General features: G+C 43.9%; 32 protein-coding genes. 9 read left to right on the top strand and 23 right to left on the bottom strand.

Features of this window, described 5'->3' with window-relative positions; all coding sequences use genetic code 11:
• Positions 1-5 precede the first annotated feature (5 nt).
• From IRB79_RS26880 to IRB79_RS26770, 23 genes are all read right to left on the bottom strand, one after another.
• Complete coding sequence (locus IRB79_RS26880) at positions 6-563, bottom strand: PH domain-containing protein (protein ID WP_243510063.1); 558 nt, start codon at positions 561-563, stop codon at positions 6-8.
• Between the two features lie 33 nt (positions 564-596).
• On the bottom strand, positions 597-896 hold the full coding sequence (locus IRB79_RS26875; protein WP_243510061.1) for a SpoVG family protein: 300 nt from the start codon (positions 894-896) through the stop codon (positions 597-599).
• 284 nt (positions 897-1,180) lie between these two features.
• Complete coding sequence (locus IRB79_RS26870) at positions 1,181-1,342, bottom strand: hypothetical protein (protein ID WP_243510059.1); 162 nt, start codon at positions 1,340-1,342, stop codon at positions 1,181-1,183.
• A gap of 55 nt (positions 1,343-1,397) precedes the next feature.
• Entirely contained in the window at positions 1,398-1,625 is a 228-nt protein-coding gene (locus tag IRB79_RS26865) for a hypothetical protein (RefSeq protein ID WP_243510058.1), read from the bottom strand.
• Between the two features lie 431 nt (positions 1,626-2,056).
• Positions 2,057-2,728, bottom strand: a complete 672-nt coding sequence (locus IRB79_RS26860; RefSeq protein ID WP_243510056.1) for a hypothetical protein — start codon at positions 2,726-2,728, stop codon at positions 2,057-2,059.
• 91 nt (positions 2,729-2,819) lie between these two features.
• Positions 2,820-3,272 (bottom strand): hypothetical protein, encoded by a 453-nt coding sequence (locus IRB79_RS26855; RefSeq protein WP_243510054.1) that lies wholly within the window; start codon positions 3,270-3,272, stop codon positions 2,820-2,822.
• 5 nt (positions 3,273-3,277) lie between these two features.
• Entirely contained in the window at positions 3,278-3,448 is a 171-nt protein-coding gene (locus IRB79_RS26850) for a hypothetical protein (protein ID WP_243510051.1), read from the bottom strand.
• Positions 3,445-3,729, bottom strand: coding sequence for a hypothetical protein (locus tag IRB79_RS26845; RefSeq protein ID WP_243510048.1), 285 nt, complete (start codon positions 3,727-3,729; stop codon positions 3,445-3,447). The genes IRB79_RS26850 and IRB79_RS26845 overlap by 4 nt, the downstream gene beginning before the upstream one ends.
• Complete coding sequence (locus IRB79_RS26840; RefSeq protein ID WP_243510045.1) at positions 3,710-3,964, bottom strand: hypothetical protein; 255 nt, start codon at positions 3,962-3,964, stop codon at positions 3,710-3,712. Before IRB79_RS26840 ends, IRB79_RS26845 begins: the two co-directional genes overlap by 20 nt.
• A gap of 70 nt (positions 3,965-4,034) precedes the next feature.
• Positions 4,035-4,370, bottom strand: a complete 336-nt coding sequence (locus IRB79_RS26835; RefSeq protein WP_243510042.1) for a membrane lipoprotein lipid attachment site-containing protein — start codon at positions 4,368-4,370, stop codon at positions 4,035-4,037.
• A 96-nt stretch (positions 4,371-4,466) separates the two neighbouring features.
• Positions 4,467-4,658, bottom strand: a complete 192-nt coding sequence (locus IRB79_RS26830; RefSeq protein WP_243510039.1) for a hypothetical protein — start codon at positions 4,656-4,658, stop codon at positions 4,467-4,469.
• Between the two features lie 33 nt (positions 4,659-4,691).
• Positions 4,692-5,156, bottom strand: a complete 465-nt coding sequence (locus IRB79_RS26825) for a hypothetical protein (protein ID WP_243510036.1) — start codon at positions 5,154-5,156, stop codon at positions 4,692-4,694.
• Complete coding sequence (locus tag IRB79_RS26820) at positions 5,149-5,445, bottom strand: hypothetical protein (RefSeq protein WP_243510033.1); 297 nt, start codon at positions 5,443-5,445, stop codon at positions 5,149-5,151. The genes IRB79_RS26825 and IRB79_RS26820 overlap by 8 nt, the downstream gene beginning before the upstream one ends.
• 1 nt (position 5,446) lies before the next feature.
• Positions 5,447-5,977, bottom strand: a complete 531-nt coding sequence (locus tag IRB79_RS26815; RefSeq protein WP_243510030.1) for a hypothetical protein — start codon at positions 5,975-5,977, stop codon at positions 5,447-5,449.
• Positions 5,978-7,111: 1,134 nt separating this feature from the next.
• Positions 7,112-7,675 carry a hypothetical protein gene (locus IRB79_RS26810; RefSeq protein ID WP_243510026.1) on the bottom strand — a complete coding sequence of 188 codons (564 nt, stop codon included), beginning with the start codon at positions 7,673-7,675 and terminating at the stop codon, positions 7,112-7,114.
• A gap of 63 nt (positions 7,676-7,738) precedes the next feature.
• On the bottom strand, positions 7,739-8,248 hold the full coding sequence (locus IRB79_RS26805; RefSeq protein ID WP_243510024.1) for a hypothetical protein: 510 nt from the start codon (positions 8,246-8,248) through the stop codon (positions 7,739-7,741).
• A gap of 10 nt (positions 8,249-8,258) precedes the next feature.
• Positions 8,259-8,612 (bottom strand): hypothetical protein, encoded by a 354-nt coding sequence (locus tag IRB79_RS26800; protein WP_243510022.1) that lies wholly within the window; start codon positions 8,610-8,612, stop codon positions 8,259-8,261.
• A 53-nt stretch (positions 8,613-8,665) separates the two neighbouring features.
• Positions 8,666-8,962 (bottom strand): hypothetical protein, encoded by a 297-nt coding sequence (locus tag IRB79_RS26795; protein WP_243510020.1) that lies wholly within the window; start codon positions 8,960-8,962, stop codon positions 8,666-8,668.
• A 68-nt stretch (positions 8,963-9,030) separates the two neighbouring features.
• Positions 9,031-9,735 (bottom strand): hypothetical protein, encoded by a 705-nt coding sequence (locus IRB79_RS26790; RefSeq protein ID WP_243510018.1) that lies wholly within the window; start codon positions 9,733-9,735, stop codon positions 9,031-9,033.
• Positions 9,736-10,690: 955 nt separating this feature from the next.
• Positions 10,691-12,085 (bottom strand): ATP-dependent DNA helicase, encoded by a 1,395-nt coding sequence (locus IRB79_RS26785; RefSeq protein WP_243510016.1) that lies wholly within the window; start codon positions 12,083-12,085, stop codon positions 10,691-10,693.
• A gap of 97 nt (positions 12,086-12,182) precedes the next feature.
• Positions 12,183-12,878 carry a hypothetical protein gene (locus tag IRB79_RS26780; protein WP_243510014.1) on the bottom strand — a complete coding sequence of 232 codons (696 nt, stop codon included), beginning with the start codon at positions 12,876-12,878 and terminating at the stop codon, positions 12,183-12,185.
• 90 nt (positions 12,879-12,968) lie between these two features.
• Complete coding sequence (locus IRB79_RS26775) at positions 12,969-17,138, bottom strand: RNA dependent RNA polymerase (protein ID WP_243510012.1); 4,170 nt, start codon at positions 17,136-17,138, stop codon at positions 12,969-12,971.
• A gap of 146 nt (positions 17,139-17,284) precedes the next feature.
• On the bottom strand, positions 17,285-17,725 hold the full coding sequence (locus tag IRB79_RS26770) for a hypothetical protein (protein ID WP_243510011.1): 441 nt from the start codon (positions 17,723-17,725) through the stop codon (positions 17,285-17,287).
• 357 nt (positions 17,726-18,082) lie between these two features.
• Between IRB79_RS26770 and IRB79_RS26765 the strand changes: the two genes are divergently transcribed.
• The 9 genes from IRB79_RS26765 to IRB79_RS26725 all read left to right on the top strand — a co-directional run bounded on the left by IRB79_RS26765 (position 18,083) and on the right by IRB79_RS26725 (position 24,604).
• Entirely contained in the window at positions 18,083-18,337 is a 255-nt protein-coding gene (locus IRB79_RS26765; RefSeq protein WP_243510008.1) for a Gp49 family protein, read from the top strand.
• Positions 18,338-18,619: 282 nt separating this feature from the next.
• Positions 18,620-19,279 (top strand): PhoH family protein, encoded by a 660-nt coding sequence (locus IRB79_RS26760; protein ID WP_243510007.1) that lies wholly within the window; start codon positions 18,620-18,622, stop codon positions 19,277-19,279.
• Between the two features lie 44 nt (positions 19,280-19,323).
• Entirely contained in the window at positions 19,324-20,028 is a 705-nt protein-coding gene (locus tag IRB79_RS26755) for a hypothetical protein (protein ID WP_243510005.1), read from the top strand.
• A gap of 6 nt (positions 20,029-20,034) precedes the next feature.
• Entirely contained in the window at positions 20,035-20,274 is a 240-nt protein-coding gene (locus IRB79_RS26750; RefSeq protein ID WP_243510003.1) for a hypothetical protein, read from the top strand.
• Between the two features lie 148 nt (positions 20,275-20,422).
• Positions 20,423-21,175 carry a hypothetical protein gene (locus IRB79_RS26745; RefSeq protein WP_243510001.1) on the top strand — a complete coding sequence of 251 codons (753 nt, stop codon included), beginning with the start codon at positions 20,423-20,425 and terminating at the stop codon, positions 21,173-21,175.
• Positions 21,176-21,189: 14 nt separating this feature from the next.
• On the top strand, positions 21,190-22,053 hold the full coding sequence (locus tag IRB79_RS26740) for a hypothetical protein (RefSeq protein ID WP_243509997.1): 864 nt from the start codon (positions 21,190-21,192) through the stop codon (positions 22,051-22,053).
• A gap of 14 nt (positions 22,054-22,067) precedes the next feature.
• Entirely contained in the window at positions 22,068-22,421 is a 354-nt protein-coding gene (locus tag IRB79_RS26735) for a hypothetical protein (protein WP_243509994.1), read from the top strand.
• A 5-nt stretch (positions 22,422-22,426) separates the two neighbouring features.
• The gene (locus IRB79_RS26730) at positions 22,427-22,882 is read left to right on the top strand and encodes a hypothetical protein (RefSeq protein ID WP_347815364.1); all 456 of its coding nucleotides are present in this window, start codon (positions 22,427-22,429) and stop codon (positions 22,880-22,882) included.
• A gap of 21 nt (positions 22,883-22,903) precedes the next feature.
• Entirely contained in the window at positions 22,904-24,604 is a 1,701-nt protein-coding gene (locus tag IRB79_RS26725; protein ID WP_243509993.1) for an LAGLIDADG family homing endonuclease, read from the top strand.
• Positions 24,605-24,666 lie beyond the last annotated feature (62 nt).

Below are 24,666 nucleotides of genomic sequence, written 5' to 3'. Positions count from 1 at the left end.
TCTATTTAAAATTCCTCAATGAGTTTTCGCTTAATCAGGGAGAATTCCTCTTCGGTTAAAGCTCCACTAATTTTTAATTCTTGCAGTTTTTGTATTTGTGTTAAAAGGTCTTCATCCGCTTTCGGAGTAGAAGCGGGAGCTTTAGGATGCTTATAATCATTCATTGCCTGCTGAAGAACACCTGAAACTTTATCGCATTTTAAATGCGTAAACTCATGGGTCTTTTCCGTCTTAAGGTGGATCTTGACCAATGATTTAGTAAAGGATTTCTTATATTCTACACTGCCGATCGTGTCAAAAGGGAATGAGGAAACCTCTCCGCCGGTTAAAGAGGGCTGAACCAGCATACATCGCCGGTCGGTTACAAGGAAGTAACAAATCTTGGCGAATGATTCAAGATACTGAGTGCAGAGCAGAAGCTGTTCATCATCATGCATACTCACTAATTTGAATATTTGGTGATTAGCAGTGTCAAAGTCATGAATGTACGTATTGATATCTGGAATATGTGCTAGATAAACCTCTCTGCATAGTTTTATTATTTCTTCATTTGTTTTCCCCATATCGTTATTTTCTCCCTTCATTGACTTAGAAATCTATGAGATTAATTTTAAAACATTTTCATCCAGCTGTGACATTTTTTCATATTCTTTCAGAACCACATCTTCAATGATTTTTCTTGCCGTAGCATTTACTGGATTGGCTATATCTTTGAAAGTTCCATCCGGCATTTTCCTGGAAGGCATGGCCACAAATAATTTGCGCTCTTTATTCTCAACGATGCGAATATCATTAATAGCAATCATTCCTCCAATGACAATACTGCAAAGGGCCTTCATGCCGTTTTCTTGTTTAATTTTCATTCTGGTTACTTTTACTTGAAGTGTGTTTTCCATTTTATTTTCTCTCCCTTAATTGAAGTTCAATATTTTGTTTAACGATACTTGCGTGGCTGGGACAATAATCCGTATCAACTGCAATATGAATAGAACAGCGGTCGCACATTGGAGCGTCACATGTTTCCCTATGTGTTTGAAAATGGGAATTCGTTATAACATCAGTAACATAATCACAGAGTTTAGTAGAGGGCCGGCTATTGCAGATCCGGCATACATTTTTAACCTGAGTGTGTTTGTCCATGCATAAGTTCCTTTCCTTTAAACTAAAAAGGGCAGGGGAGTTAACCCCTGCTGCTGATTTTAAATCTATTGCTTTTTTTCATTGCATGCACGACGAACCATTGCTGCAGTTTATTTCGATAAAATAAATACTGGTGGTAATCAATTTTTTCTTTGTCAAAAAGCGTATTAAGAATAAGCATGTAATCTCGATAGAGTATCATAGCAAGTCTCCCTTCCGGGGATATATATGCCATATATACCCTATATGATGATTGTTTAATGCAAGGGAACAAGCTTTATGATATTTGAGTGCTTTTCAATAAATACTTGCAAGTCATCCAAGCTGCTGAATACCTCATTGTATTCGAAACCATTTTCGATATTCTCCAGTTTGATGTGAAGGAAATCATTTGTAACTCGATAGGCAAGCTTTCCAAGGATGCCGGTGTTGATAATCACCAGGTCTCCGAGCTCGACATTTGATAATTTGGTCATCATACTCATTTATAATTACCTCTCAATTCAGAATATTTTTTATAGGCAACCTCCTCCGGGTATGAGAACTCCAAAGAGTGGTCATAATAGATTTATCTGTTACCGTAAATGAAAAATGAACGTTCAGCAGGCAGCCCTTGGAATGATCCCCCAAGAAGAGCCGGCTAAATTGCAGGGCAGTACACGAATATGAGTAGGCTATACATACAGCAAGAGCATTACCAGCCGAAAAGATACCTTGTGAAAAGGCTCATGCTTGTTCCTAAACAGACCTTCCTGTTGAAAGCATGCAGCGCAAGGGGTGCCTGGTCCCATTTTTTCTAGATGAATGGGTACTGGGCTATTCGTGTTTGGTCAGAATGCTGTTATCTGTATATATATTCCTCCATATTGTAAACAAGAAACCCCAACCGGATGGAAGGGGAGGGGAATACAGCTATTTATTTAGCGATGAACTGAATTTTTAAGTCGTTATTAATTTCGATTTCATCTCCATCTTCCAGTTCTAAATTGTTAAAAGCATCGTTATAGAATTCACCTAAGCCAAACATTTCATTAACTTTTAAGCCGGTGTAACCGCCGAGAACAATAAAGTTCCCTTGACCCGCAAGTGCTTTAGCATCATATAGGCCTGGTTCAATGTCACGGCCAACTAAATACTTTCCGGCTGTGAAGGTTTTGTTTCGTGCTGCCTTTTCAGCTGCAGCTTTTTCTTTAGCAGCTTTTTCTTCCGCTTCTTTCTTAGCGGCTTCTTCTTTTGCAGCCTTTTCTTCGGCTTCTTTCTTTTGCTTCTCAAGTTCGGCCGCTTTTAGCTCGGCTTCTTTCTTTTGGTTTTCACGTTCCTGCTCGCTCATTTCAAAATACGGAGCGGCTTCTTCAACTTTGGCTGCCAGCTCTTTATTTTCTTCTCTTACACCTTCAATCGTTTTATGAAGTTCCTCATTTTGATTTCCCAGCTTTTCAATCTTGGCGTAGGCTGCCTGTAATTCTTCATCCGAAGGTCCTATGGAGGAGCCAATGAATAATGCTAAAACGCCTGTAAGGATATACTTCCAGTTCTTTTTTATAAATGAAGGCTTTTTCTCTGTTTTGTCTAGTTTGATTTCTGACATTTACTTTCACCTCTTCAAGAATTTGTCTATTACTTTTATCATAGCAAAAAAACCCCAAGGTAGAACCTCCGGGTTGTGACAGGGCAGGAAATTATTTAGTTCCAATACGGTGTTCTCGGCGAGTAGAATCAAAATGCTCTCTTGGATGATCTGGTGTAATAGGCTCCCAAACAGGTTCAGCTGGCTTAAATGTTAGAGCAGCTTTATCCTTGATTTCTTTAATCCGTTCCGCTGCATCATCTTTGCCTTCCGCTTTTTCGATAGCTTTCTTGGCATCTTGAATAATACATCCCAATTCATCTTCATCGCCGCAATGAATTAATTGCTGAAGAACTTCATACATATCTGGAGCAGCCGATATCAAGGTGGCATTTTCTATACGGAGGATACTTTCGCCAATCAGATTGCCCCCGTAGTATTGTGAGTCGTTTGCTCCACCATCCGCGCCGTATCTCCCATAATGCCTCGTGGTTTGTAGCTTTGCTTCAGATACGACAGTAGTTTCCAGTCTCCCAACTTTCCATGGTCCGGGCGTAAATGACATTGTTATCAACCTTCCTCTTTAAATTTAAAATAGCCTTCTTGTGACAGGTTTAGGAATGAGAGCTGTACCCATTTTTCAAAAGATAATTCTTCACCATCTTTATTTACATAAACGATTGATTCATAGCCAAAGGTTTCCCCGTGATCAACAACATAGTTAAAGCTGATTATGTTCATAGGCATCCATACCTTTCGTGATTGCGGTTGTATAGGACTTGAACGAGTCTGTATTTTTGTTTGAATGACAATCGTTTTGTCTTTGCTGCGGTTTGAAGAATGTCCCGTGCCAGAACTTCATAGTCCAGGGATTGGTTAGGGGGTTCATTGATAAATGAAGATATTATATCGTTTACCACTATCTGATTATCTATGGAGTTAGTTAAGTACTGAAGGTCTTCTGCTTCCGTGAAATATTCCTGGAGTGCCCAATCATAGCAATCATCCGCTAAGTCGCCCATAGGATTTCACCTTCTTTTCATTCAATACTTTCTTCAAATCAATCCAGGGAACAAGGAGTTCACCGTCTTTTTCTATATAGGCCGTAAAGATATAGGGTTTTTCCTTTCGTTCTTTCTGAACTTTATCCCAATGGCTCTTATGTTCTTTAAAGCGTTCAATGCATTCAGATACAGTAGGGCGGGTAAAACCGGTCTCACTTTCTTCTCCAACTGTCTTAATCCAAATGGTATACATTACCGTTACCCCTTTCAGGCAAGTTGTAAAAATAAAACAGGGTAGCCACTCAAAAAAATGGCTACCCTTTCTAGTTCTCGTTTTTTCTAAGTATGCTTTTTTTGCCGGAAGGCTCCACAGCCATTATCAGCTCATCTTTGCCTTTGATACTATAGATTTTGGTTCCCTTTTCAAAGTAATTAGATTCATTGGTTCCAGGTGTAACTTCTGGGTCCGTTTTTTTGCTGATGGTAGCAATTTTACTACCTTGTTCGTAGCTTTCCGGACTTTCATTAGAATCGTAAGACCACATTCCATCATTTAGAACAGTGACAACCTGGTAGGATTCGTCGCTCCCAGTATCTTGGTTGCATGCCGATAAAGCAAACACAGAGAGTAACAAAAAAGCGATAAGGATTTTTTTCATAGTCATAGCTCCTTTGTTTGAATAATGATGTAGACGATGAAAATTCAAAAAAGTTACTGCATTGTTCACTCTCTTTACGGTTTGTTGGAGTTATCTTTAACACCCGCAATGTGAGATGGCTAGTTCAATAGGGTTTTCATCAGGATTATTATGAGTGGTTCCAATAAAGCGTTCGCCGCATAAATCACATGTGTCAAAATCAATCAGAACCTCATCATCAAATTCATTCAATAGTACACCGGGTGAAACCAGTTTTAATGTGATTCCATTAGTGTCTCCCATTGCCATTCTAATCACCTTCCCTTCAATTCATTTAAGAGTCTATCCATGAGCGGGTACCGGTTCTTCCGTTTCTCCGTGGTGGCAGTTCCCGGCGTAAATCCATCCATACTCCGTTTTCTTTAATGTGCTGTAAGTATTCTTGCCATCGAAAGAGCTATATGGTTCTCCCATTTGTATGCAATGGCTTCGGTCCGTAACAGGAGGTATCACATTTCGGTAGTAGCTAACCATATCCTCATCCACAAGGTCGCCTACATTAAGATACTGATATAAACTTCCTTTCCATCCAAGAAACGTTTTTAAGATTAGATATCCATCCAGCCATGCAGTGGCCACTTCTTCAGGAGACAGGTTGGCAAGACATTGATTCTCCTCCAATGCCCATCCAGTGTGTGAATTATGAATGGCCACGGCGAAAGGAACACCATCCGTCTTCATTTTTTCCAAACAGTTCGCTTGCTGTGCAGTAAGGATTACTGTCTTTTTCTCTGTTGCGTTAGTCATTATGAACACCTGCCTGTTCTTTAATTTGCTGTTTATATTCATCGAGCAGCACTTCTTCAGTTCCTTCACACATAAAGAAACAGTGGGCATTTCCCTGGTCCCATGTTGCGACACGAATGCCTTCTGCGTTTTCCCAAATCCAGGTGCGATAATAATTTTCCTTCATCATCTCAGGAAGATTCGGATAGAGTTCTGTCATTAATCCTTTGCATTCAAAACCAGCTTTAAAAATATCTTTATCGTTGGCTGCAGACTTTAGCTGCTCAAAGATCTCTACTTTGTTTGCCATATCAATAATCCCCCTTATCTTTTTCTCTGTATTTAACTCCAATGATCTTCATTTTTGGATACCGGCCGCGGGCATGAGCAAACGCTTCTTCCTTAACGAAATATATATCAGGCCTATTAATCCATTCCGGATATTGCTCACCAAACATAAAAACTCCATACAATGAATCATATGAGCAGTTGAGTTGTGCACCTCCGTCTACACTTTGGTATCTCGTCTCCTCGACGGTAACACATTCATCTAAGATGGCATCAGGCCTCACAAGATAGACGCTCATACCATCAAAAAACTTCTCAGGAATCGTTTTACCAGGATGACCTGTTGATACATCGGTGTTCCATGATTCCCAAGACTGCTGTGTTATGACTTCACACTTAGCACACTGAAATTTAGATTGGTCGTAATAATTCTTTTCGATCTGACCTTCATCAGAAAACGTTTCACCCAGGTTATTGATTTTTACCCAACTCTGGGTAACTTCCACCACCCAAAACTCTTCGGTATTGCCACAATGCGGACATTTCATAATCATAGAACAGCACCTCATTTAAAGTATTTTTTAAAACAGACCGAAATTCGGCAAAAATACATATATTAATAGTGGCCGGGGAAAATCGCCCGGTATCAGAAACCTCATAACCAATGACTCTATCAGTCACCCTATATAGACATCTATTAACCTCTCTATATAGAACATTACCCCTTATATAGACTCCATATAGACATATAACCCTAAGAGTATTACCAGCTATATAGAGACTGCTATATGCATAGAGAGATAATCTTATATATAGACAGACACTAGCTCCTTAACCTTCATCAGCAACGAGTGGAGTCAGCACAAACCGCACAGTACCAACGGTTAGACAGTCACCTTCATTGAGCTTTCATGTAGGGCAGACTGCACATATAAGTGAAGACGGAAGTATGTTTTCCTCTATATAGAGAGTGACAGCACCATAGATTGGGTGTTTTCTATATAGGGCAGAGCAACACTTTTTATCCGTCGGAGGAGAGGAGGGAGACAGCAGCCCAAACCAAAATGATAAACTGGCAGGAAGGAAGAAGGGGACAGAAACCCGCTTCACCCCCATCGAGAGGGTGTGGATTTCCCCAAACTGAAAAAGCCCCCCTGAGTCCTCAGAGGAGAAATTTTTTGCTTGGGAAAGGGTAAGGGTTCCGCTCCGTTCCGCCGTCCTGTCTGACCTTCCTGTGGCCTGTCATGCGCTATAGAGGAGCGGTGACATGTAACCCAGTTTGTCGAGAGCGGCGTATGCCTGATGGGCGTCTTCGGCAGATTGGTAGAAGCGGGAGATCCGGCGCAGGGTATGCCATTCCTGATCAAGCGGGCAAAGGAACTGCACCGCAATATAATGTTGTCGGTTATGGTGGACCACTGCGGTCCGAGTCTCAAAGTTGTTCATGGGTCCTCTTCCTATATAGATAATCGCATCACAAAGGGGTTGAATGTAACCAGTCAGCGGAGGATTGACAAGGGCCAATTGTCACGTGTGCCGGTAGTGTTAAAGGTAAAACCCTGGATGGGCGTCGGTAGTGCTGAGAGAAAAAATGGTCAGGCGCGTCGCTAGTGTTAGGCCTATAAAAAAAGGGTGTCCCTCTATATAGAGAGAACACCCAAAAAGGGAGGGGGTGTTAACCCCTCCTGTTAAGACTGTTGCTGATATCCAGCCTGAGCAAACTGTGGTGCCTGCTGTGGTGCCTGCTGCTGCAAAGGCTGCGACTGAAGAGAATTGGCCAGTCCGGCAATCATCATCTTCAGGTCATTCATATCCCGCTCAATTAGACCGATGCGAGAATGTTCCTCCGTATAAGGAACCTGTTGCTGAACCGGAGCTTGATAATACTGAACCGGAGGATTCACAACGTTTGCAAATGGCTGAGGAGCTGCCACTTGATTCATTGCAGTCATCCCCATAGGGGACATTGGCATAGGAGCACCCGGGAATCCAACATTAACAGAAGGCGTTGGAGAAATGGCCTCCTTCAATCTGCCGATGAGCGAACCGCTGTTTTGGTTATAATGGCGGCTTACGATTTGATTTACCTGGCGTGCCTGTTCCTGCGCAAGGATTCCTTGAAGGTGAGCTTGATGGGCAGAAGTCAGCAAAGTATTGTAATCGATGCCTCTCTCAGCACACATCAGCTGGGTCATCAATTGGCTTGCTGTATTCGTTACATCATTTTGAAACTGGTTATACGCTTTGGACATGAAAATCTCTCCGTTCCGAATAAGTTAGTAAGGTGCAATAAGGGAGGAGGCGTTAGCCTCCCGTTAGGCACAGACGAAATCACCACCTTGGATGCTGATTGTTCCGGCCTTCAATAATTCATTTAATGTGTCCACTTCGAGGACGAGGTGTTCCAGCTCAACACAGAGGTCTCGGCTGATGCCGCCTTGGTAGGTCATTTCTTTCAGGACCTGAATGGCATAATCAGCTTTCTCCCTATAGGAGCCGGTACCTATTGAAAACAGGGACTTTCCTTTTAGCGCAATATCTGTAATCACAACGGTCCTGTTGTCATCATAGAAATCGACATCCACCATTTCATTCAGGACTAGGGTGCCAGACTGATATGTACGGAGCTTGCGGTGTTCAAAAGAAAGCTCACCTTGTACTCTGTCGATGCGCTTAAACGAGTAAGACGGTGTTTCCTTTTTGGCAGGAGAGGAGCCGCCGGACAATTTCCCTTTCACGGCTTCCGCTAATACGCCAACCCATAAAACTAAAAAGACGACAGCAAGAATAATAACAATGATTAAACCCAACAAAGTTCCTTCCATGATATCCTCCCTATACGGCTATCTCTAAGGTGTGTCGGTTGTACGGAGTAGCGGAATCAATCACGGTAATAACCCGTATGACGATATCAACTCCCGTATAAGACATGGCACCAACGACGGATATACCGAATTCATCACTGGTTAATACAAATTCCGCTTCTTTCTTTAAATCAAGAAGCTGGTCGAATGCGCTCTCAATCATATAAGAGACAGACGACTTGAATATCTGACGGTTTTTCTTCCGCTCGATGGCATGCTGCATGTAGGAAATCACTACATCAAATCCATCGATGGACAATATAACATCCTCCGACTTATCAAGCCGGCTATTGATTTTGGTATAACGTTTCGCAAAGGCATCCATTTGTTCAAACCTCCACTATATTTAGTTTTAAAGTAGAATACAGGAGCGGGCATTTACCCAACTCCTGCTGTGACTTTCATCGGCTTAAATCCAATCACCGTATGATTGGCATTGCCGAAAGGAGCACGATATTCAAATGTATAAGGCTTGCCATTAATGGAGCATGTTCCAACCAACGTATATTCGTTTGGAAGGTAGGTTTCCATGACTTCTTGGAACACGACTCTCTCCAAGCCAGTGCCGTCCATCCGAAGGACTTTCAGCGATATAGACTTCATGTTTTTTTCTTTCTTCAGCTTCAGACCATTCCAGACATTTGCCAGCATTAAGCCATCAAAGCCATTGTCCATAGCAGCACCTCGCTAGTTAGTGTGCATAAAAAAAAGAGAGGGAAGAACCCTCTCGGTTGCTGTCAGCTTCAGATTGGAAGGTCATCTTCCTTTAAATCATCTGAAGGGGCAGCGTTTCCTGTAGCTGAAGCATTCGGATCAATTGCTGGCGATTGCGATTGATTGTTTATCATATTCTGCGGAGCAGGAGCCTGATACATTGGTGCGCTGTATTGCGGATAAATAGGCTGTTGCTGAGCAGGCTGCTGATACATTTGCGGAACAGGCATGCCAAAGTTTTGCTGTGGCATTCCATAACTCGGCTGTGTGCCGAAGTTCTGCTGCTGGTAGCCAAAGCTGTTCTGCGGCATACCATAATTCATTTGCTGTTGAGGCTGTGGTGCTTGACCTGTCTGAAGGGCCTCAAAGAAACGCAGGATTTGTGCTTTAACCTGTGGCTTCAGCACGATGTGGTCCCAATACGTCTTTTCGCCATTTGTGTCCACTCCATTCTCTGTCGAGATAGTCTGAACAAAAGGTGCTCCATTGCGTGGAGACAGGCGAACCATGAACGAGATGGATCCAATTACGGATTTCAAATAACCATTGGCAAGAATGCCGTGTTGCATTTGAGCTGGAGAACCTGGATTAATCCGGATGTCCTCAATCCCAAACTGCATGTTGCTTGGAGAATTTGTTACCCCATAAAGATAGCTTGCATTCTGACGGTACCAGTACGGGTCAGTCTGCTTTTGTGTTCCCTGGATTTGTGGTGCTAGAGTAGTGTTTGTCATTAGTGATTTCTCCCCTTAACGGTTAATTTGGTAAATCAAAAAAGGTAGGGGCGTCAGCCCCTGATCAAAGCCGAAGGCCTGGCACGTTAGTAGTGCACAGGAATAAAAAAAGAAAGAGCACCCGTTCCGACTCGGATGCTCTGTCAAAGTACATGCTCCTTGAAGGGGTCGGAATTTCCCCAAGGACTGCACAGACTTCCGGTTTGTTGCGCTGTTCTCCTTCAGCGTTGGGTATTATTTGGTAACGAACACTCTCCCAGTGTCCGGGGCTCGATCTTTCCTTTTAACGAGCAGAACCCATATGCCCGGATATTCCGGGTGTGGCTCCAATATCAGCTGAATATCAAGCTTCCATTGGTTGGTCCGTCGCCATGCACCGTATTCTGCAGTAGAGGGAACCATAATCTGCAAAAACGACAACCCCTGCGGTGGTTGCAACCGTAAATCATAAACGGAGAAGGCGTCAGCCTTCCGATAAAAGGCACCTTCCGGCCAATACGCCGAATCGGTTTTTAACCTCGAAGAGGGAGGGTGCGTTAGCGCCCTTATCATAAGTGCCCACGTTCAGTCCTGAGATATCCCCACGTTCAGTGGCGCGTTAGCGCACAGGGCAAGACTGCGTTAGCCCGAGGTTACGAGGGTTGCGTTAGCAACGGGCGAAGCCCAGGCCGAAGGCCCGGGGGAAGATTCTGTTTCGTCCTGTAGGACTCATCAGTGCAGTAATATAGATAACTGCAGACAGAAAAGGAGCAGGGCCGAAACCCCACTCCAAGTGTTTACATTGTTCCAGTAAAGTCGATTAGAAACGATAACTGATTGTTCTTTACTGCCCAAATCTCATAGTAATTGAGACCATTCTTCCTGTATTTGAATACCCGATAGATTTTACCTTTCATTGCACAGGTGTCTAAGTAAGTGGCTTCTTCCTCTAGGATCTTTATTCTGATATCATCCATTATCTATATACCACCAAATTCTCTGAAGCCCTGGTGACTACAGTATAAAGCCATCTGTTTTGGGTCTTGTACCCATCCGCAGAACGGTTAAATACATATCCTTCATCAATCGCATAGACCGTTTTCCATTGAGAACCCTGACTCGCATGTCCAGTGATGACATAACCAAACCATGCTTCAACACCCAGTGGGATTTCCGGTTCCTTTTTGGATTTGCGAATATAATTCTCTTTCTTCATTTGAGCCATGGTCTTTCTCTCGAACAGAATGTCTTCATGCACTTCAAGTGTATGTGTTCCCTTGAAGGCATCAGGAGTGAAGTCAAACCGGATAAGTCCTTTATTCTTCCGGACTCTTGAAACCGTGCCGCGCATACCGTTTGTTGCTTCTCCGCCTTCAGTGTTTTCCTTGATGACAATCTTTTCTCCGTCCATTAAAGTAGGCTTATCAAAACCAAGCTCCTCACGGATTAAGGTATTATACCTCTTGCGTGTTTTGTGCGTCCCGGCAATGATTGCGCCGCCATTGTTGATTAACTTGGCAAATTGAGGGACACTGATTTTATTTTTGTTCATGATGAAGAGATTGTTCCCAATCTTTTGATCATGTACAGGGAAGCGGTATACCACACCATCTTCGGTAGCTTGGCGAATCTGCATGGATAAGGCGATAATTGGATTGTCTGCTGCCTGGCGCATTACTTCCGTCAGCATAGCATCGGGATTAATGAAGAAGTAATCAGTATTTCCTTCGTTGTTTTTATCGACAGGAGGGAGTTGGCCCGGATCCCCCACAATTAGTAATTTCACACCGGCTTCTCTGCACATAGCAATAACATCTTCTGCATTTACTCTTCCGACCATGGAGGCTTCATCAATAATAATGAGTTTGCATCCTCTAATGTTAATTGTCGTTGGAACCCAGGTTGTCCTCCCTCCTACTATTTCTTTCGTATAGAACAATTTGTGCATAGTCATGGAATCAAATTTAGGTGTCTTTTCACGCAAAACTAGAGCAGCTGTCCCCGTTGGAGCACACATTTGTACATTGTAAGGTGATAGCTTTAGCTCATCCTCAAGAATGATTTCAATGACAGTAGACTTACCAACCCCTGCATAGCCCCCAAACTCATACTTGGAGTATCCTTTGCTTCCGAAATACCAGCGCTTGATGTCTTTAATGATTGTCTGCTGTGAAGGTGTTGGCTGAATCTTACGCTTCTTTTTCTTTTCATGCTTAACCGGCTCAATAACTTGTGGAACAGTGAACGGTTTCTTTGCTTCCTCGATAATATCTTCCTGTGGTTCTTTTACAGCTGGTGTAGGTGCTGCTTTTTCTTTGTTTTGCTCATTGATTGTTTTAACCAGTTCCTGTAGTGACATTGTTTTATTCATCGAAAATTCTCCTCTTATTGGTTTTTTATTTGTAACGACTTGGTTTCTATCTGTCTATATATAAAAAGAAGACAGGGGAGTGCCCCCTGCCTGTTCATTAGATTGGTAGAGAATCCTGGGTAACCATTTCTCCAAGATCCAGTGTTGCTCCATCCTGCGGAAGAGTGACTGGCTCTTCGTAAACAGGAGGAGTATATTGTGGTGGCTCCGGCTGACCGGCGAACACTTCCATGATTTCTGCCTGAAGCTTCGTGAAGACGGAATGCTCGAGTGGCTTAATAAGATTAGTAGAAAGCCTAAGAGTCTTGCCTGGGTATTTCTCCAGTTCAGCACGGAGAGGCTTTGTCTCATTATTAGGAGCAACATCCCCAATATAGAGATTGTTCTTGAAAGCACGGTATGAATATTTATATTGTTCATCTACCGCTACTTCAATGAGGATTTCTCCTGCGGCCATTGCTGCTTCCTTCATGCCGGATATCCCGCACTCGGGCAGGATGTATGATGGCTTAGCCTGACAAACAGGTGCGAAGGAGCAACCAGGACAAGGCTTCTGGATATTGATAACCAAGTCATACTTCTTAGGTGCAGAAGCTGTGTTCTCCATTACTGGCTTTGGAGTAACTGGTTTAACCGGATGAACGACAGGCTGCTGAACCATAGGCTGTGGAGCTGCAACTCCCTGTGCCTGTGCTGCCTGCATCATCATTTGGAAACCTTGCTGCAGTGCTTCCGTGTTCTTGTTGATTCCCTGAACATAAGCTTCAAACATTTTTCCGTAATCGATTGACATAATTTTTCTCTCCTTTTATTTACAATGTGATAAAATAAAAGGGTAGAGCTGTAACTCTACCCAAGTGTTTCCAGACACTTATTTGATTGATTATTGGAAGCGGACAGTTGCCACTGTTCCTTCTTCGCCAAATGCAATTTCCGTAACAGGGATTTCATAGATACCGGTCATGAAGTTTGTTGGAGCAAACCCAATGTACGCTGTATCTTCACGAGTAACTGACATTGCATCCATTACTTGTGCATCCTTGTTTAAGAAGTACATTACAAGGCGAACAGAATCTTTTTGTTCTTCTGGTTTAACCGCAACACGAACAGTGCGGTTAACAGCAACAGTTTTATTCGCTACTTTTGCAACGGGGTTCAGTACACGAACCTTCACAGCTGTTTCTGGAGCTGTAACTCCTTCAAACAGTGTAGTCTGCAGAAGAGTGAATGTAACATCCTGCGGAACGAAATATGTTTCAGAGATCTTTCCAGAGATCAATGAGCTCATTTCCTCCGCAAACACTTCGAATGGTAAAGCGATGAATCCATTGGATGCTGAGAAGCGATACTCACGGCCATCCTTGCGGAAACTTGCTTTGCCATTTATTTTTGTACCGCTGACAATCAGGTACAATGCGCCAACAAGCGCGCGAACATCATAGCCCATAGCCTTAGCAGCCGCATACATTTCTTTGCGGAACTCTGCCTTATATAGGTCACGGCCCATGCTGAACTGAGACAATTCCTTCTCATAATGTGCTTTAAGTTTGGCTGTTCTCTTCGCCTTAGTAAGAGACTTAAGATTCTTCTTTCTCCAAACCCCAGCTTTACGAAGCTCCTGTTCTGCATACTCCCTGAATTGCTTTTCGGAAGCTGAACGGATTCTTTCCTTCTGAGAATACTGAGCGTAAATGGCATTTACATTCTGAAGAAGGTGATCCATAACTTCCGGTGCAACCTCCATGTGTGCATTAACACGGCCGCGAATATTGTTCTTGGCATTGTTGCTGTGGCCAACAGCAAACTTGGCACATAATGCTTCAATGACTTCTTCAGCATAGCTAGGCTTATCACCTTGGCGCTCCATTGTACCGAAAACCTGCTGGAATGTGCTGTCCATGTTTCTAGCGCCGTATTCTTCTTTCTGTGATGCCAGCCATTGGGGTTTCTTCACTTCAAATCCTACCAGTTTGCCTTCGCGTTTAACCGGACCAAAGATGTGACGATAAACACCTTTCTCTTCTGCCAATAATTCATACTTGGCTGCATCTGTTAATTCCATTTCAGAATCATCAAAGAAACGCGATTTGAAGTTTGCGAACAGCTCCTTGATGCGTGGCATTTCAAGGTACGCTCCCCCGTGCTTGGGTCTATCAATCTCCCATCTACCAGCAGTAGTTAAGAAGAGTAAATCCAGTTCAACAATTACGCGTTCTTCTCCCGTAAGGACAGAGCGAGTCAGTAAGTCTGTTAGAATCATAGCGCGATTGGCAATCACACCGATCAAGCTTGTCTCGATTGTATTGACAGTGATTTCTTGAGACATTTCCGCAACAATCTCCAGAAATTCACGGCGGCGGACATCCCCGTTTTCTCCTTCAAATTCAGCTGGATCAAAGATGATGCTATTGCCTTCAATTGCAAAACCGTTCTTCTCCATGGCTTCATTCACCTTTTGGTTCTTCTTAGCTACCTCTGTTACATAAGTAGGACAGCCTGTTCCAAATTCAACAGCTTCTCCATCCTCATACTTCACATAAGCATCAATGAATGGAAGAACCTCATTGTTGCCAAAGAAGCCAAGTTCAAAACCTAAGCGTGCATTAACCAGCATCTCTTCCTTAACTACAGAAGCAGAATCTCCATCATGGTCAGCACCTGCTTGCTGAGCAACAACCCATGAGAAGACATCGAAGAAGATGCATCCCTGCCATAAGCCTGCCTCCACATGCTGTGCGTACTCTGGAGCGTCCACTGCTGTTACAACTGGAATTTCATGAGTAACAGTGATTGGGTAGCGGTTGGAAAGGAAATCGCCTGTTTCCATAAAAGCCTCACCATCTTTCTTTGATGGAAGCACAGCTTCATATGGATTCAGTACAGCATCCTCTGCAAGAACTTCATAGCGACCAGCTTTTGCTGCATTGTAGATGGCAACAGGATCTGAGAACATGTAACGGACACGACCATTCTGGATGAACATCTTGCCATCAAGAAGCTTATTCAATTTCTTGATTGTAAGGGAAACGATTTCGTCCTTGATGTATTGCTCATCAAGAACATCTCCGAACTCCTCAGCAAGGCGAAGGTAGTCAAATGCCGCAAATTCATTTTCAGCTTCTTCATCCGCTGCATTCATCATAGTTAATAGGTCAGAGGACAGCTGCTCATCCATTGCCTTTTCAGCAAAGGCTACACTCTCATCTACGCTTCGCTTTAATTCCTCAAGGTCAAGACCCATTTGCTGAGTAGCCTGAGAAGCAAGCCATAATCCATCATTGCCGTCTTTACGCTGGCCAACGACAAATAGCTGGAATCCATTCTCCCTGATATCTGTTACAATATCTTCAGCTTTCACCATGCCCTCAGTGATAACCAAATCGGCACCAAATAATCCGCAAAGCTCTTCATATGCAATGACTGCGCCTTTGATAGTGTGACTAATGCGAGTCTGGAATGCATCAAAGCTATTCAGTATACCGGCTTCCCGAAGTTCATTAACAATACGAAGTGATGCCCAGCCACCACCATCAGTCAGGTTGCGGGTAAGCAATGCTTCAACTGCCGCAGGATTATCCCAGTGCTTGAACGTTTCGATATTAACCAACGCATTGTTTTCGTCCAATACATTTAATAGAAAGTCTTGACCCTCTGGAATACGGGCAGTGAAATCTTTAGTGAATGCCATTGTGATCTTTTCATCTTTGGAATTGGTGATCACAACATATTTCACTTCAAGGCCGTTTACATCTTTCTTGAATTCTTCGACCTTAATATTCTTGCTGAATCTGCTTAATAGACCCTTATCTGCTTTCTGGCCATTTGAAGCTGCTAACATGAAGCGCTTATAAGCTTTTGCTACATCCATTACCTTGTAGCCAGTGGCATACTTCTTGCCGTTTTCATCGTGCAGGTAATGAGTTTTTCCGTACGCACGCTCATCTTGGCCAGTCCCAAGGAAGAAGGTTACGATGCTCTCGATGGAATCGAAACCAACAGCGCCACCAGAACGAGCTTGGGACATAGACTTAGCGTATGTCTTATAAGTCTTGTACTCTTCTAAGCCAGAAATGTTCGCGCCCATTTCCAGCGTGCCTTCTTCACTGTGCAAAACAGTAACCCCAGAGAAGATTGCTTTTAGTACAGCTTCATTTGCTTCGCCAAACGGCAAAGATCCTGAACCGTCGAATACACACATTTCATCCAGAACTACAGCAAGCTGAGGTTCCTCGATGGACATGACCATTCCATCTTTCTTGTATTCTTTAACAACATTCACGACAGTAGCTCTTTTCTTAAGAGCAGTGGCAAAACGATAAGCAGCTAAACTGCCGGACATCTTTTGATACAGGGAGTGGAGGTTGTTAAGGTTCTTCACTTCCGTATCTTTGGCAATGTAGAAGCGGACATTCTTTCGAAGAGTAATAGTCTTGTTGTTGTCCTCCTCTATTTCTTCCATAACTTTCTCCATTAATTCCTCAGCGGAAAAGTCGCGTAGCTTGCCAAGTACCACGTCAGAGGCGACAGCAATAATGTCGTCTAGGTTTAATGCAGCCATCAAGATGGTTTCCCGGGTTTTCTTGCCTTTTACTTTCGCTTTCGCAGTCAAACGACCCTTTAGGTTTAACTTGTCAAGCGCCTGGAATTCTGCAGATTCCATGAATTTCGGAAAGCGGGCCGGAAGAACGACCATAAGGAAATCGATCATTTGCTTTCCTTTAGCAGTGTGGAATGGAATGAAATCCTCACCTTCTTCTTTTACAGCTACAAACTTATTGCGTTTTACATCCACAATAAGTTCTTTTACACCTTCACCAATGAACTGAGATAGGGGAGGAGTAGAGACACCCATATCCTGCATGGCAGCTTTGGCAATTTGTAGGGACGCAGACTGGATCAGAGTGACATTGGCAGCAGAGAATACAACAGATTTCTTGTTCATGGTTAATTCGTTCCTTTCGATTTGGTTTAGTGTGTTTGCTACAGATACAGTAGTTTCGTCAGCCTCCTGCACCATAGTTGTTGCTGTTTGCTCGCTTGTTAAAGTAGTCATAATATGACTCTCCTTTCTGCTCAATTTAACGTCGAGAGCTAGACATAGTAGTTTGCACTCTGCATTCATCCGGGCTTGTGACCGGCACTCACATGGAGGGCTGCATTACAAACAGGCCGGGGGTGACTAGGCCCCAGCCTTCTGTATTACTTAAGACCTTTGAAATCACGATTAAGGTAGACGATATTTCCTTCTTCTACAGCGTCTACCTTGTGGTGGTCGTAATGACCCTGGATTACATACTCCAATTTCTCCTCCGCTAGATTCTCTTCAATCGGGAAGAAATAGTTAAGCACTGAGTATGCAATCTTAGACTTACGGATTAACTGCTCCGGATTGTCCATGATTTCAACTGCCTTATTAATTAGGCTGTCAATCTTAACGGCTCTGCGTGTTTTCTTTTCTTCTTTAGCTTGACGCAAAGTCATTTGATTGTGACGAAGCATATTTAGCTTGTTCTCCATCTCCAGCAGTTTCATATCTACAGATGGTTCTACAACATGCTCCGGCTTGATGAATTGTACGCTAGGCACTCCAATCACATCAGCTACAACCTTTTCTAATTGCTTGATCTCTTTCTTGTTCATCGAAATTCTCCTTCTTTCTCTTGGTTTAGTTTTTGTCGTAGGTCCAGGGGGGTGGGCATCGAAAGTCCACCAGTTAAGACCCATATATACCTACTTGCGCCTGAAAAAAATTCAAAATTTCTTCCTTATATAGGGGATTAAGTCAGGAGCAAATAAGAAGGGGATTTAAAGCATAAGTTTGTCAAACCGCTTAAGAGCCAGGGCTTAAATGCCTTCGGCATCATGAGCGGTCTTTTTCGTGTGGGGACGGTCAGGAAGGGAGAGCGTGGCAAATGAGCCTGCAGTATTTCATTGAGAAAAAAGCAGAAAGTGGTTAAGTTTCGGGGGAAGTCAGGAGAAGAGGAGGGCGGCAATTAGATGGAGTTCAGTGAACATGAGCAGTACCTGCTTAGAGACTGGGTTGTGAGTCAGGAATCAGCAAGAGTGGGGAGAAAGACCACAGTGGCATGTCTCCAAATGGAGAATGGATACGAGGTTCTTGGAACTTCCGCATGTGTGAATCCAGAAGAGTATGACCTGGAAGCAGGCATTTACTTTGCGACAAAGGACGCTCTTAAGAAAGTCGATGAAATTGTTGGCTACCTAAGAAGCTCTAATAGCCAATGGTTCTAGGGCTTCAAGTCGGAAGAGACGAGCGTGGAAAACTCGTTGATTGAAAGAAATTATGTTTCTTTAAAAAACCCACATAGGAAGGATTGTTTCAAGTGTGTATGGATTGCGATAGGTTGCATGATGAACTGCATAAGCAAGCGCATGAGATGTATGGACTAAGGAAACGAATCAGTACCCTTGAGGAAAAACTCAAAGAGGAATTTTGGGAAAAGCACAAGCTGATCAAGGAAAAGAAGCAAGGACAAAAGCGACATTCTAAAAAATTGGATAGGGGTTTTGAAGATGCCATTAGATAAACACAATCTTTTTTACGGTCTTAGGCAGAACATGACGGATGAGCAGGAGTACATGGCTAATTCCATCATTGATAAGCATGTAGTGTTCTCTAATTCAGAAGCAGGGACAGGAAAGACGACCATTGCTTTGGCATCCTTGTATTACCTGTATGAGAATAAGAAAATCGACAAGATTTATTACATCTTTTCTCCAGTCCAAGAAGATAAGATGGGGTTTCGTCCTGGTACACAGCCGGAAAAAGAAGCGGAGTATGCTGATCCAATCATGGGTGCCATTCGAAAACTGAAGCTCAATCCAGAAAAAGCAATGGATGAAAAACATGGATTCATTGAAGTGAAATCTCATACATTCCTTAGAGGTCAAGACCATGAACGCATTGGGGTCATCATTGATGAAGCACAGAACTACACAAAGGAAGAATTGAAAAAGACATTGACTCGCTTACATGACAATTGCCACGTTGTTGTAACCGGACATTCAGGACAGATTGACCTGAAAAAACCAGGTACATCTGGATTTGTTCCATACCTGAACCACTTTGGCAAATTGGAGGAGAGAGTCGCCGTTTGTCCTTTGACAAAGAACTTCCGTGGATGGATTAGCCGTCATGCAGACGCCATCGATAATGAGGAACAATCAGCTTAATTAACGTCCAAGTGGACGAGTCAGGAGAAAGGAGGTGCGGAAAAATGTCTGTTGAAAAACGAATGGAAGAACTTCGTCAGTTACAAGCAGAGTCACCTGAACAGTTAAAGCTAAGAGCTATCAATGAAGTGCAAATGCCTTCCACATGGAAAGTAAGTGCAGAGACAAGAGGAATGATTGCTCATTCCTTGGAAATCTACAACACCAAGCATGGATTGTATGCAGCTATCCCTTTAATGTGCAAAGGTGATGAATGCCCATATGCATCTGTATGTCCTTTGCTTGAACAAGGGATGGACCCGACTGGAACAAGATGTCCATTGGAAATCGGTCTTATATTGAAGCAGTATGAGGTCTATAAATCAGAATTTGGATTAGATGAAGACAACATCGTAGATATGGGATTGGTTAAAGACCTTGTGGACTATGATGTGCAGCTTTTCAGAGCCGACAATAAAATTGCCATGCAAGGAGACTTCATTGAGGAAGTAACAGTAACCGTTACTGAAAATGGAGATGAAATCAAAGCTCCTCAAATCTCAAAAGCTGCTGAATACAAGGAGAAAATTCAGAACAAGAAACACAAAGTTCTTCAGCTGATGCACTCAACACGTTCTGATAAAGCTGGCGATAAGCTTACGCTTACACTGGATCCGAGCTCATATGCAGCGCAGCTTATGTCACAGGTGGCAAAAGACATGACACCAGGGCAAATCTTTGATGCTGATTACGACGAAGTTGAGGAGTGACAGTAAATGATGAAACGATATAGCTTCGGACACTTACGCATAACGGGTCAAGAGATGGCAGAAGCCAACGAAGCGAAAATTGACCTAGTTGCAGAACGCCAAAGGGAAATAAGGGAAGCCTTTGAACAAGAAGGGTTAACAGGTATTGAATTTCATCCTGCGAAAGCACCAGGCTATGTCATTGGACCAGAACACCCGTCCGCAAAGAACTTTCGGATTTATGTATGTGGGAAAACCAAAGACTGACAGCCAGCCTTTTCAAAAAAGCTTTTGAATTGTATTTCGTGCTTGCGAAAGCAAGTGCGGCAATCAATTGTCGAAGACGTTTGAGAACGCTTTGGAGAGCGGCCGCGAGTCGAATCATTTTTACCTGTAACGAAATGAGGTGAAAGGCATGAGCCATGAAAGCCCAAAACAGGAAAACACACCTGTCCACCAAACTAAGGCAGAGCAGGCTTCGGCATCCATTCTCCAAAACACGGAAGCGAAAAATAACCACACTCTAAATCCCCCTCCAACCAGACCGGACAGTAAGCCAGGCAAGACTCCTAAAGTAGAGCCAACCCCAAAGGTCTTTCCGAAAACAGATGTGCCTGACATGAAGGGTGTATCTAAATTCCTTAAAGCAAACAACAGTAAAATCATCCTTGGTGCTATAGGTGCCGGGATTGTTTCTTCTGCAATAGATGGAGATGACGACGATGTTCTGTCCAGCTCTGGAAAAGGAATGAGGTCGGGGGCAGTAGCTGCAGGCATCACTTATGGAGCACAAGCTTTGTTTAAGACTGATACTGTTCAGGATTTGGTGAGGGGTGAGATTTCCGCTATCAGCAAAAGCGTCCGGGGAAAACAGGAAGCCGAAAGAAGGCTAATATCCATTGGGGTAAAACTGCCAGGAGCCGCTAAAGTGGGGATGATCGCTATTGGAGCCGCTACTGTGATGGATTTGGGCGGAAGAGTGAAAGACCATTATGAGTCGGAATCCCTCAAAAAGGAACAGGAATGGGAAATGAAGCAGCGCGTGAAGGAGCAGAAAAAGAAACAAAAGAAACAATCGTATGGTTACATCCGGGATGGCGAAATTGTACTTGAAATGTTCAACGCTCGCTCTGGCCATCACAAGATGGGAAATGCACGATTTAATTAAAGGCGGTGTCAGCTATGGCCATTAATCCGAGATTTATCAAAAGTTTTGAAAAGGAAGTAATGAAGAATCATCCCAAGCTGTTTGAGAGGCTGACTTCGGATTTTAACCCTAAGCAAGGAACTCTCTCAAGCGGAAGGGTTGCAGGAACTGGGTCATGGCAGGGGAATAACCGGTCTGCCGGATTTATGAATTCTCTTGTTACCCAAGCGGCAAGTGATATCCGAAAAGGGCAAATAGCAGCAAATGCAAACAAGCCCAAAGTCATCCGGAGGGCAAAAGCCGAAGCTGAGGCGCTCAGAAGAGGGGCTACGGCAAGGGCTTACAAACCTGTAACAAAGTCAGTATCCGAAATGACTGCCCCTCAAAGAAGGGCACGAATAGAGGAGCTTCGTGTTAAAAGGGGGGCCAGAAATGCTCCGCGAGTACTTGACGAAACCCTAGTCTATCCGCGCCAGCTTGGCAGGCTTGGTGCCACTGGCAGTACTCTGCTTGGTTCGGGAGCTCAATATTTTTCAAGAGAAGGGTCAATTAAGTCAGCCCTTAAAGGGACTGTCGCTTCTTCTGCCGTATCTGCAGGTGCTCATGGTGGAATAGCCGCACTTCAAGGAGAAGATCCATGGGAAGCAGCCAAGACAGGGGCATTAAGAGGTGCGATGGCGGGTGCGGGATATCATGGCTTGAAGGGTGCTACTTGGGCGGATGCCGGAAGTATCAGAGGAAATCTTAAGGCTATTGGTCAAGGTGTCAAACAGACTCACATGACCCACTCAGTAAAAGGGCAGCTCGCCTTAAGGGATAAAGGTATTTCCCGTCAGCTTGAACAAATCATGAGAGCCAATCAGGAAGCCCGCAAAGCGGAAAATTTACTGTTTAGATAAGGGGGCAGAATTCCATGAGTTTAAAAAGCATTGGCATTAAAGGAATAAAAAAGTTCAATCCAATTGTTGAGGCCAAACCAAATAAACAAGGCAGCATTAGCAGGATGAGCAACTTCTATACAGGTAAAAGGCTAAATCCTCTGGTTGTCGGAGGAGTGGGTGCCGCTTACCTGGCAGGGACAAACGGAAAACATGCAATCGAGAAGAACAGCATTGAGCCTCTTCGTTTAGCCACGCAACGAGATGTTCAGCATTTGGGAGCCCCTGACATCATGATGTATGACGGTGTTGGGCAAGACAAGGCACCCTCTAATCTGAATGCTAATGGAAGCATTGTTTTCGGTCTCCACAACATGAGAAGGGGGTAATGTAGATGGCGGTATATTCGAGTGCGCTAAAAGGCTTTGGCCGTGTCCTTCTTGAAGAAGGCGGTAAAATGTCCAGGGTCGGAAAGATGGCGGCAGCCGGATTTTCCCTGGATGCCGCTTCAAATATGTATATGGGAGATGATGTGGGAACCTCCCTTGCTAAAGCTGGTGTGACGGGTGCGATATTCGCCTCCAATCCTGTCCTTGCTCCAACCCTCATGATGGGGAGCCTCGCTGGTGAAGCCTACTGGGGCGTGCAGAAGTTCAATATGCAAAAGAAAAGCTGGTGGAATGCCCAGTATGCCTACAACAATCAGGTCGGAGGCAATTACATGGACACACAGCGTGCCATGACCATGAGACAAGCTGCCGTCCAGGCTATCCAAGGAAGCAAGCTTAACGCAAGAAGCGCCCTTGGAGGGGAAGCGAAAATCATGAACCCATACTCTTATAGAAGATAAAAAACGAAAAGGAGAAAGAATATGAGCAATTTCACGAAGTATGATCAGGAAATGCTCGAGATCATTCGGGACCCGGTTAAATGGGCCGAGCACCATCTTGGGGAAAAACCTCGATGGTATCAAGAGCAGATCCTGCGACATCCGCATCACCGAAAAGTGCTGCGATGTGGCCGACGTATCGGAAAATGTATTGAAGAAGACCAGCGGATCATGAATCCCGAAACAGGGGAGTATGCTCCTGTAAAGGAACTTTTTCAAAGGCAAAGAGATGGTGGCGCTACACCATTACTTACTTTGAACGAGGAATACAAGCTGGAGAAGAGTGAAGCCTTTTATATAGAAGATAATGGTGTGAAAGAAACCTTCGCGGTCGTAACCAAACACGGCGCAAGAGTTGTTCTGACAGGAAATCATCCAGTCCTGACAGTGGATGGATGGAAAGAGGTAGATGCCCTCCGTATAGGAGAAAGTATTGCGACTCCGAAGATGCTTCCGGTTTATGGTCAGAAACAGGTAGACAAGCATAAGCTTCGAATCCTTGCTTACATGCTTGCAGCCGGCAGGTTCAATAAAGACAGCATCTCTTTCCAGGCCCGCTATGAAGGGGTTAGGGAAACCATGCTTGAATCCTGCGAATCACTTGGGATAAAGACCTACCGTGATCGCCATAAGAAGGCTACCATCTATCTGATTAACTTTGCTTCATTCGACTTCTATCAGGAAGTCCGGCAAAGAAAGATTCCCTCATTCGTCTACGAACTAGATAGAGAGCACTTGGCGTTCTTCATTGGCAGTCTTTATTCAGCTGGCGGCTGGTTCTTTGCTGGCCGTATCTGTGAAATCGGATATGCCACGAAAAACCGGCAATTCGCCCTCGACCTCAAACATATCCTGCTAAGGTTTGGCATACAAGCAAACCTCCTCCAAAAAGAAATGAATGACTCCATTTATTATCACCTTATGGTTTATCATCGTTCATCCATTCTATTATTCCTGGAGCACTTGGCAACACCTGAACGAGATTATGAAGAAATCAAAGGACGAGCCATGGAAATGGCATCCTCCGAGCCGACTCTTCCAAAAGAGGTATGGAAATACATTGAGGAAGAGCGAAGGGAAAAAGGATTGAAGAAAGCGGATGTTGTGGGGAAAGGGAACCGACGCTACCGTGTGGAGAAGGGGATCTCTCTAAGCAATGCCCGCATCTATGCTGAAAATCTGCAGTCTGCCATGCTCTATGACTATATCCATGCAGACGTACTCTGGGAAGAAGTAGTCGAAATCGTTCCTCTAGGAAAGAGGCAAACTTATGATGTGTTTGTCCCGGAGACTCACAATCTAGTTGTTGAGGATATTATGGTCCACAACACTTGGACAATGTGTGCCCATATGCTTTGGGTAGCCTTTACTTGTAATGGCGGAACCAAGCTGACAAAAGGCGCTGCATGCGTGGTTGCAACTCCTTATGACAACCAGGCGCGACTCATTTTTGATCAATTAAAGACCTTCATTGACAACAATCCTGTCCTCCAGGAATCCGTTAAATCCATCACCAAAAATCCTTATGTAATCGAATTTAAAAACAAGTCTATCATACGTCTGTTCACAGCCGGTACCCGTTCCGGTTCAGAGGGTGGCTCCCTACGTGGTCAGCGTGCCGATTGGCTTTACATGGATAAAAGAATCATAGATTCATTGTCCCCTATGCTGGCGACAGCATAGTGCGAATCAGGTGAATTGCTGGAAGCCTAAGTCCTTATGGATATGGTAATCAGCAGCTAATC

The sequence above is a fragment of the Cytobacillus oceanisediminis genome (assembly GCF_022811925.1).
In the GTDB taxonomy this organism is placed as follows: Bacteria; Bacillota; Bacilli; order Bacillales; family Cytobacillaceae; genus Cytobacillus; species Cytobacillus oceanisediminis_D.
The sequence above is the reverse complement of the archived record's forward strand: the minus strand, read 5'-3'. Positions and strand labels throughout refer to the sequence as shown.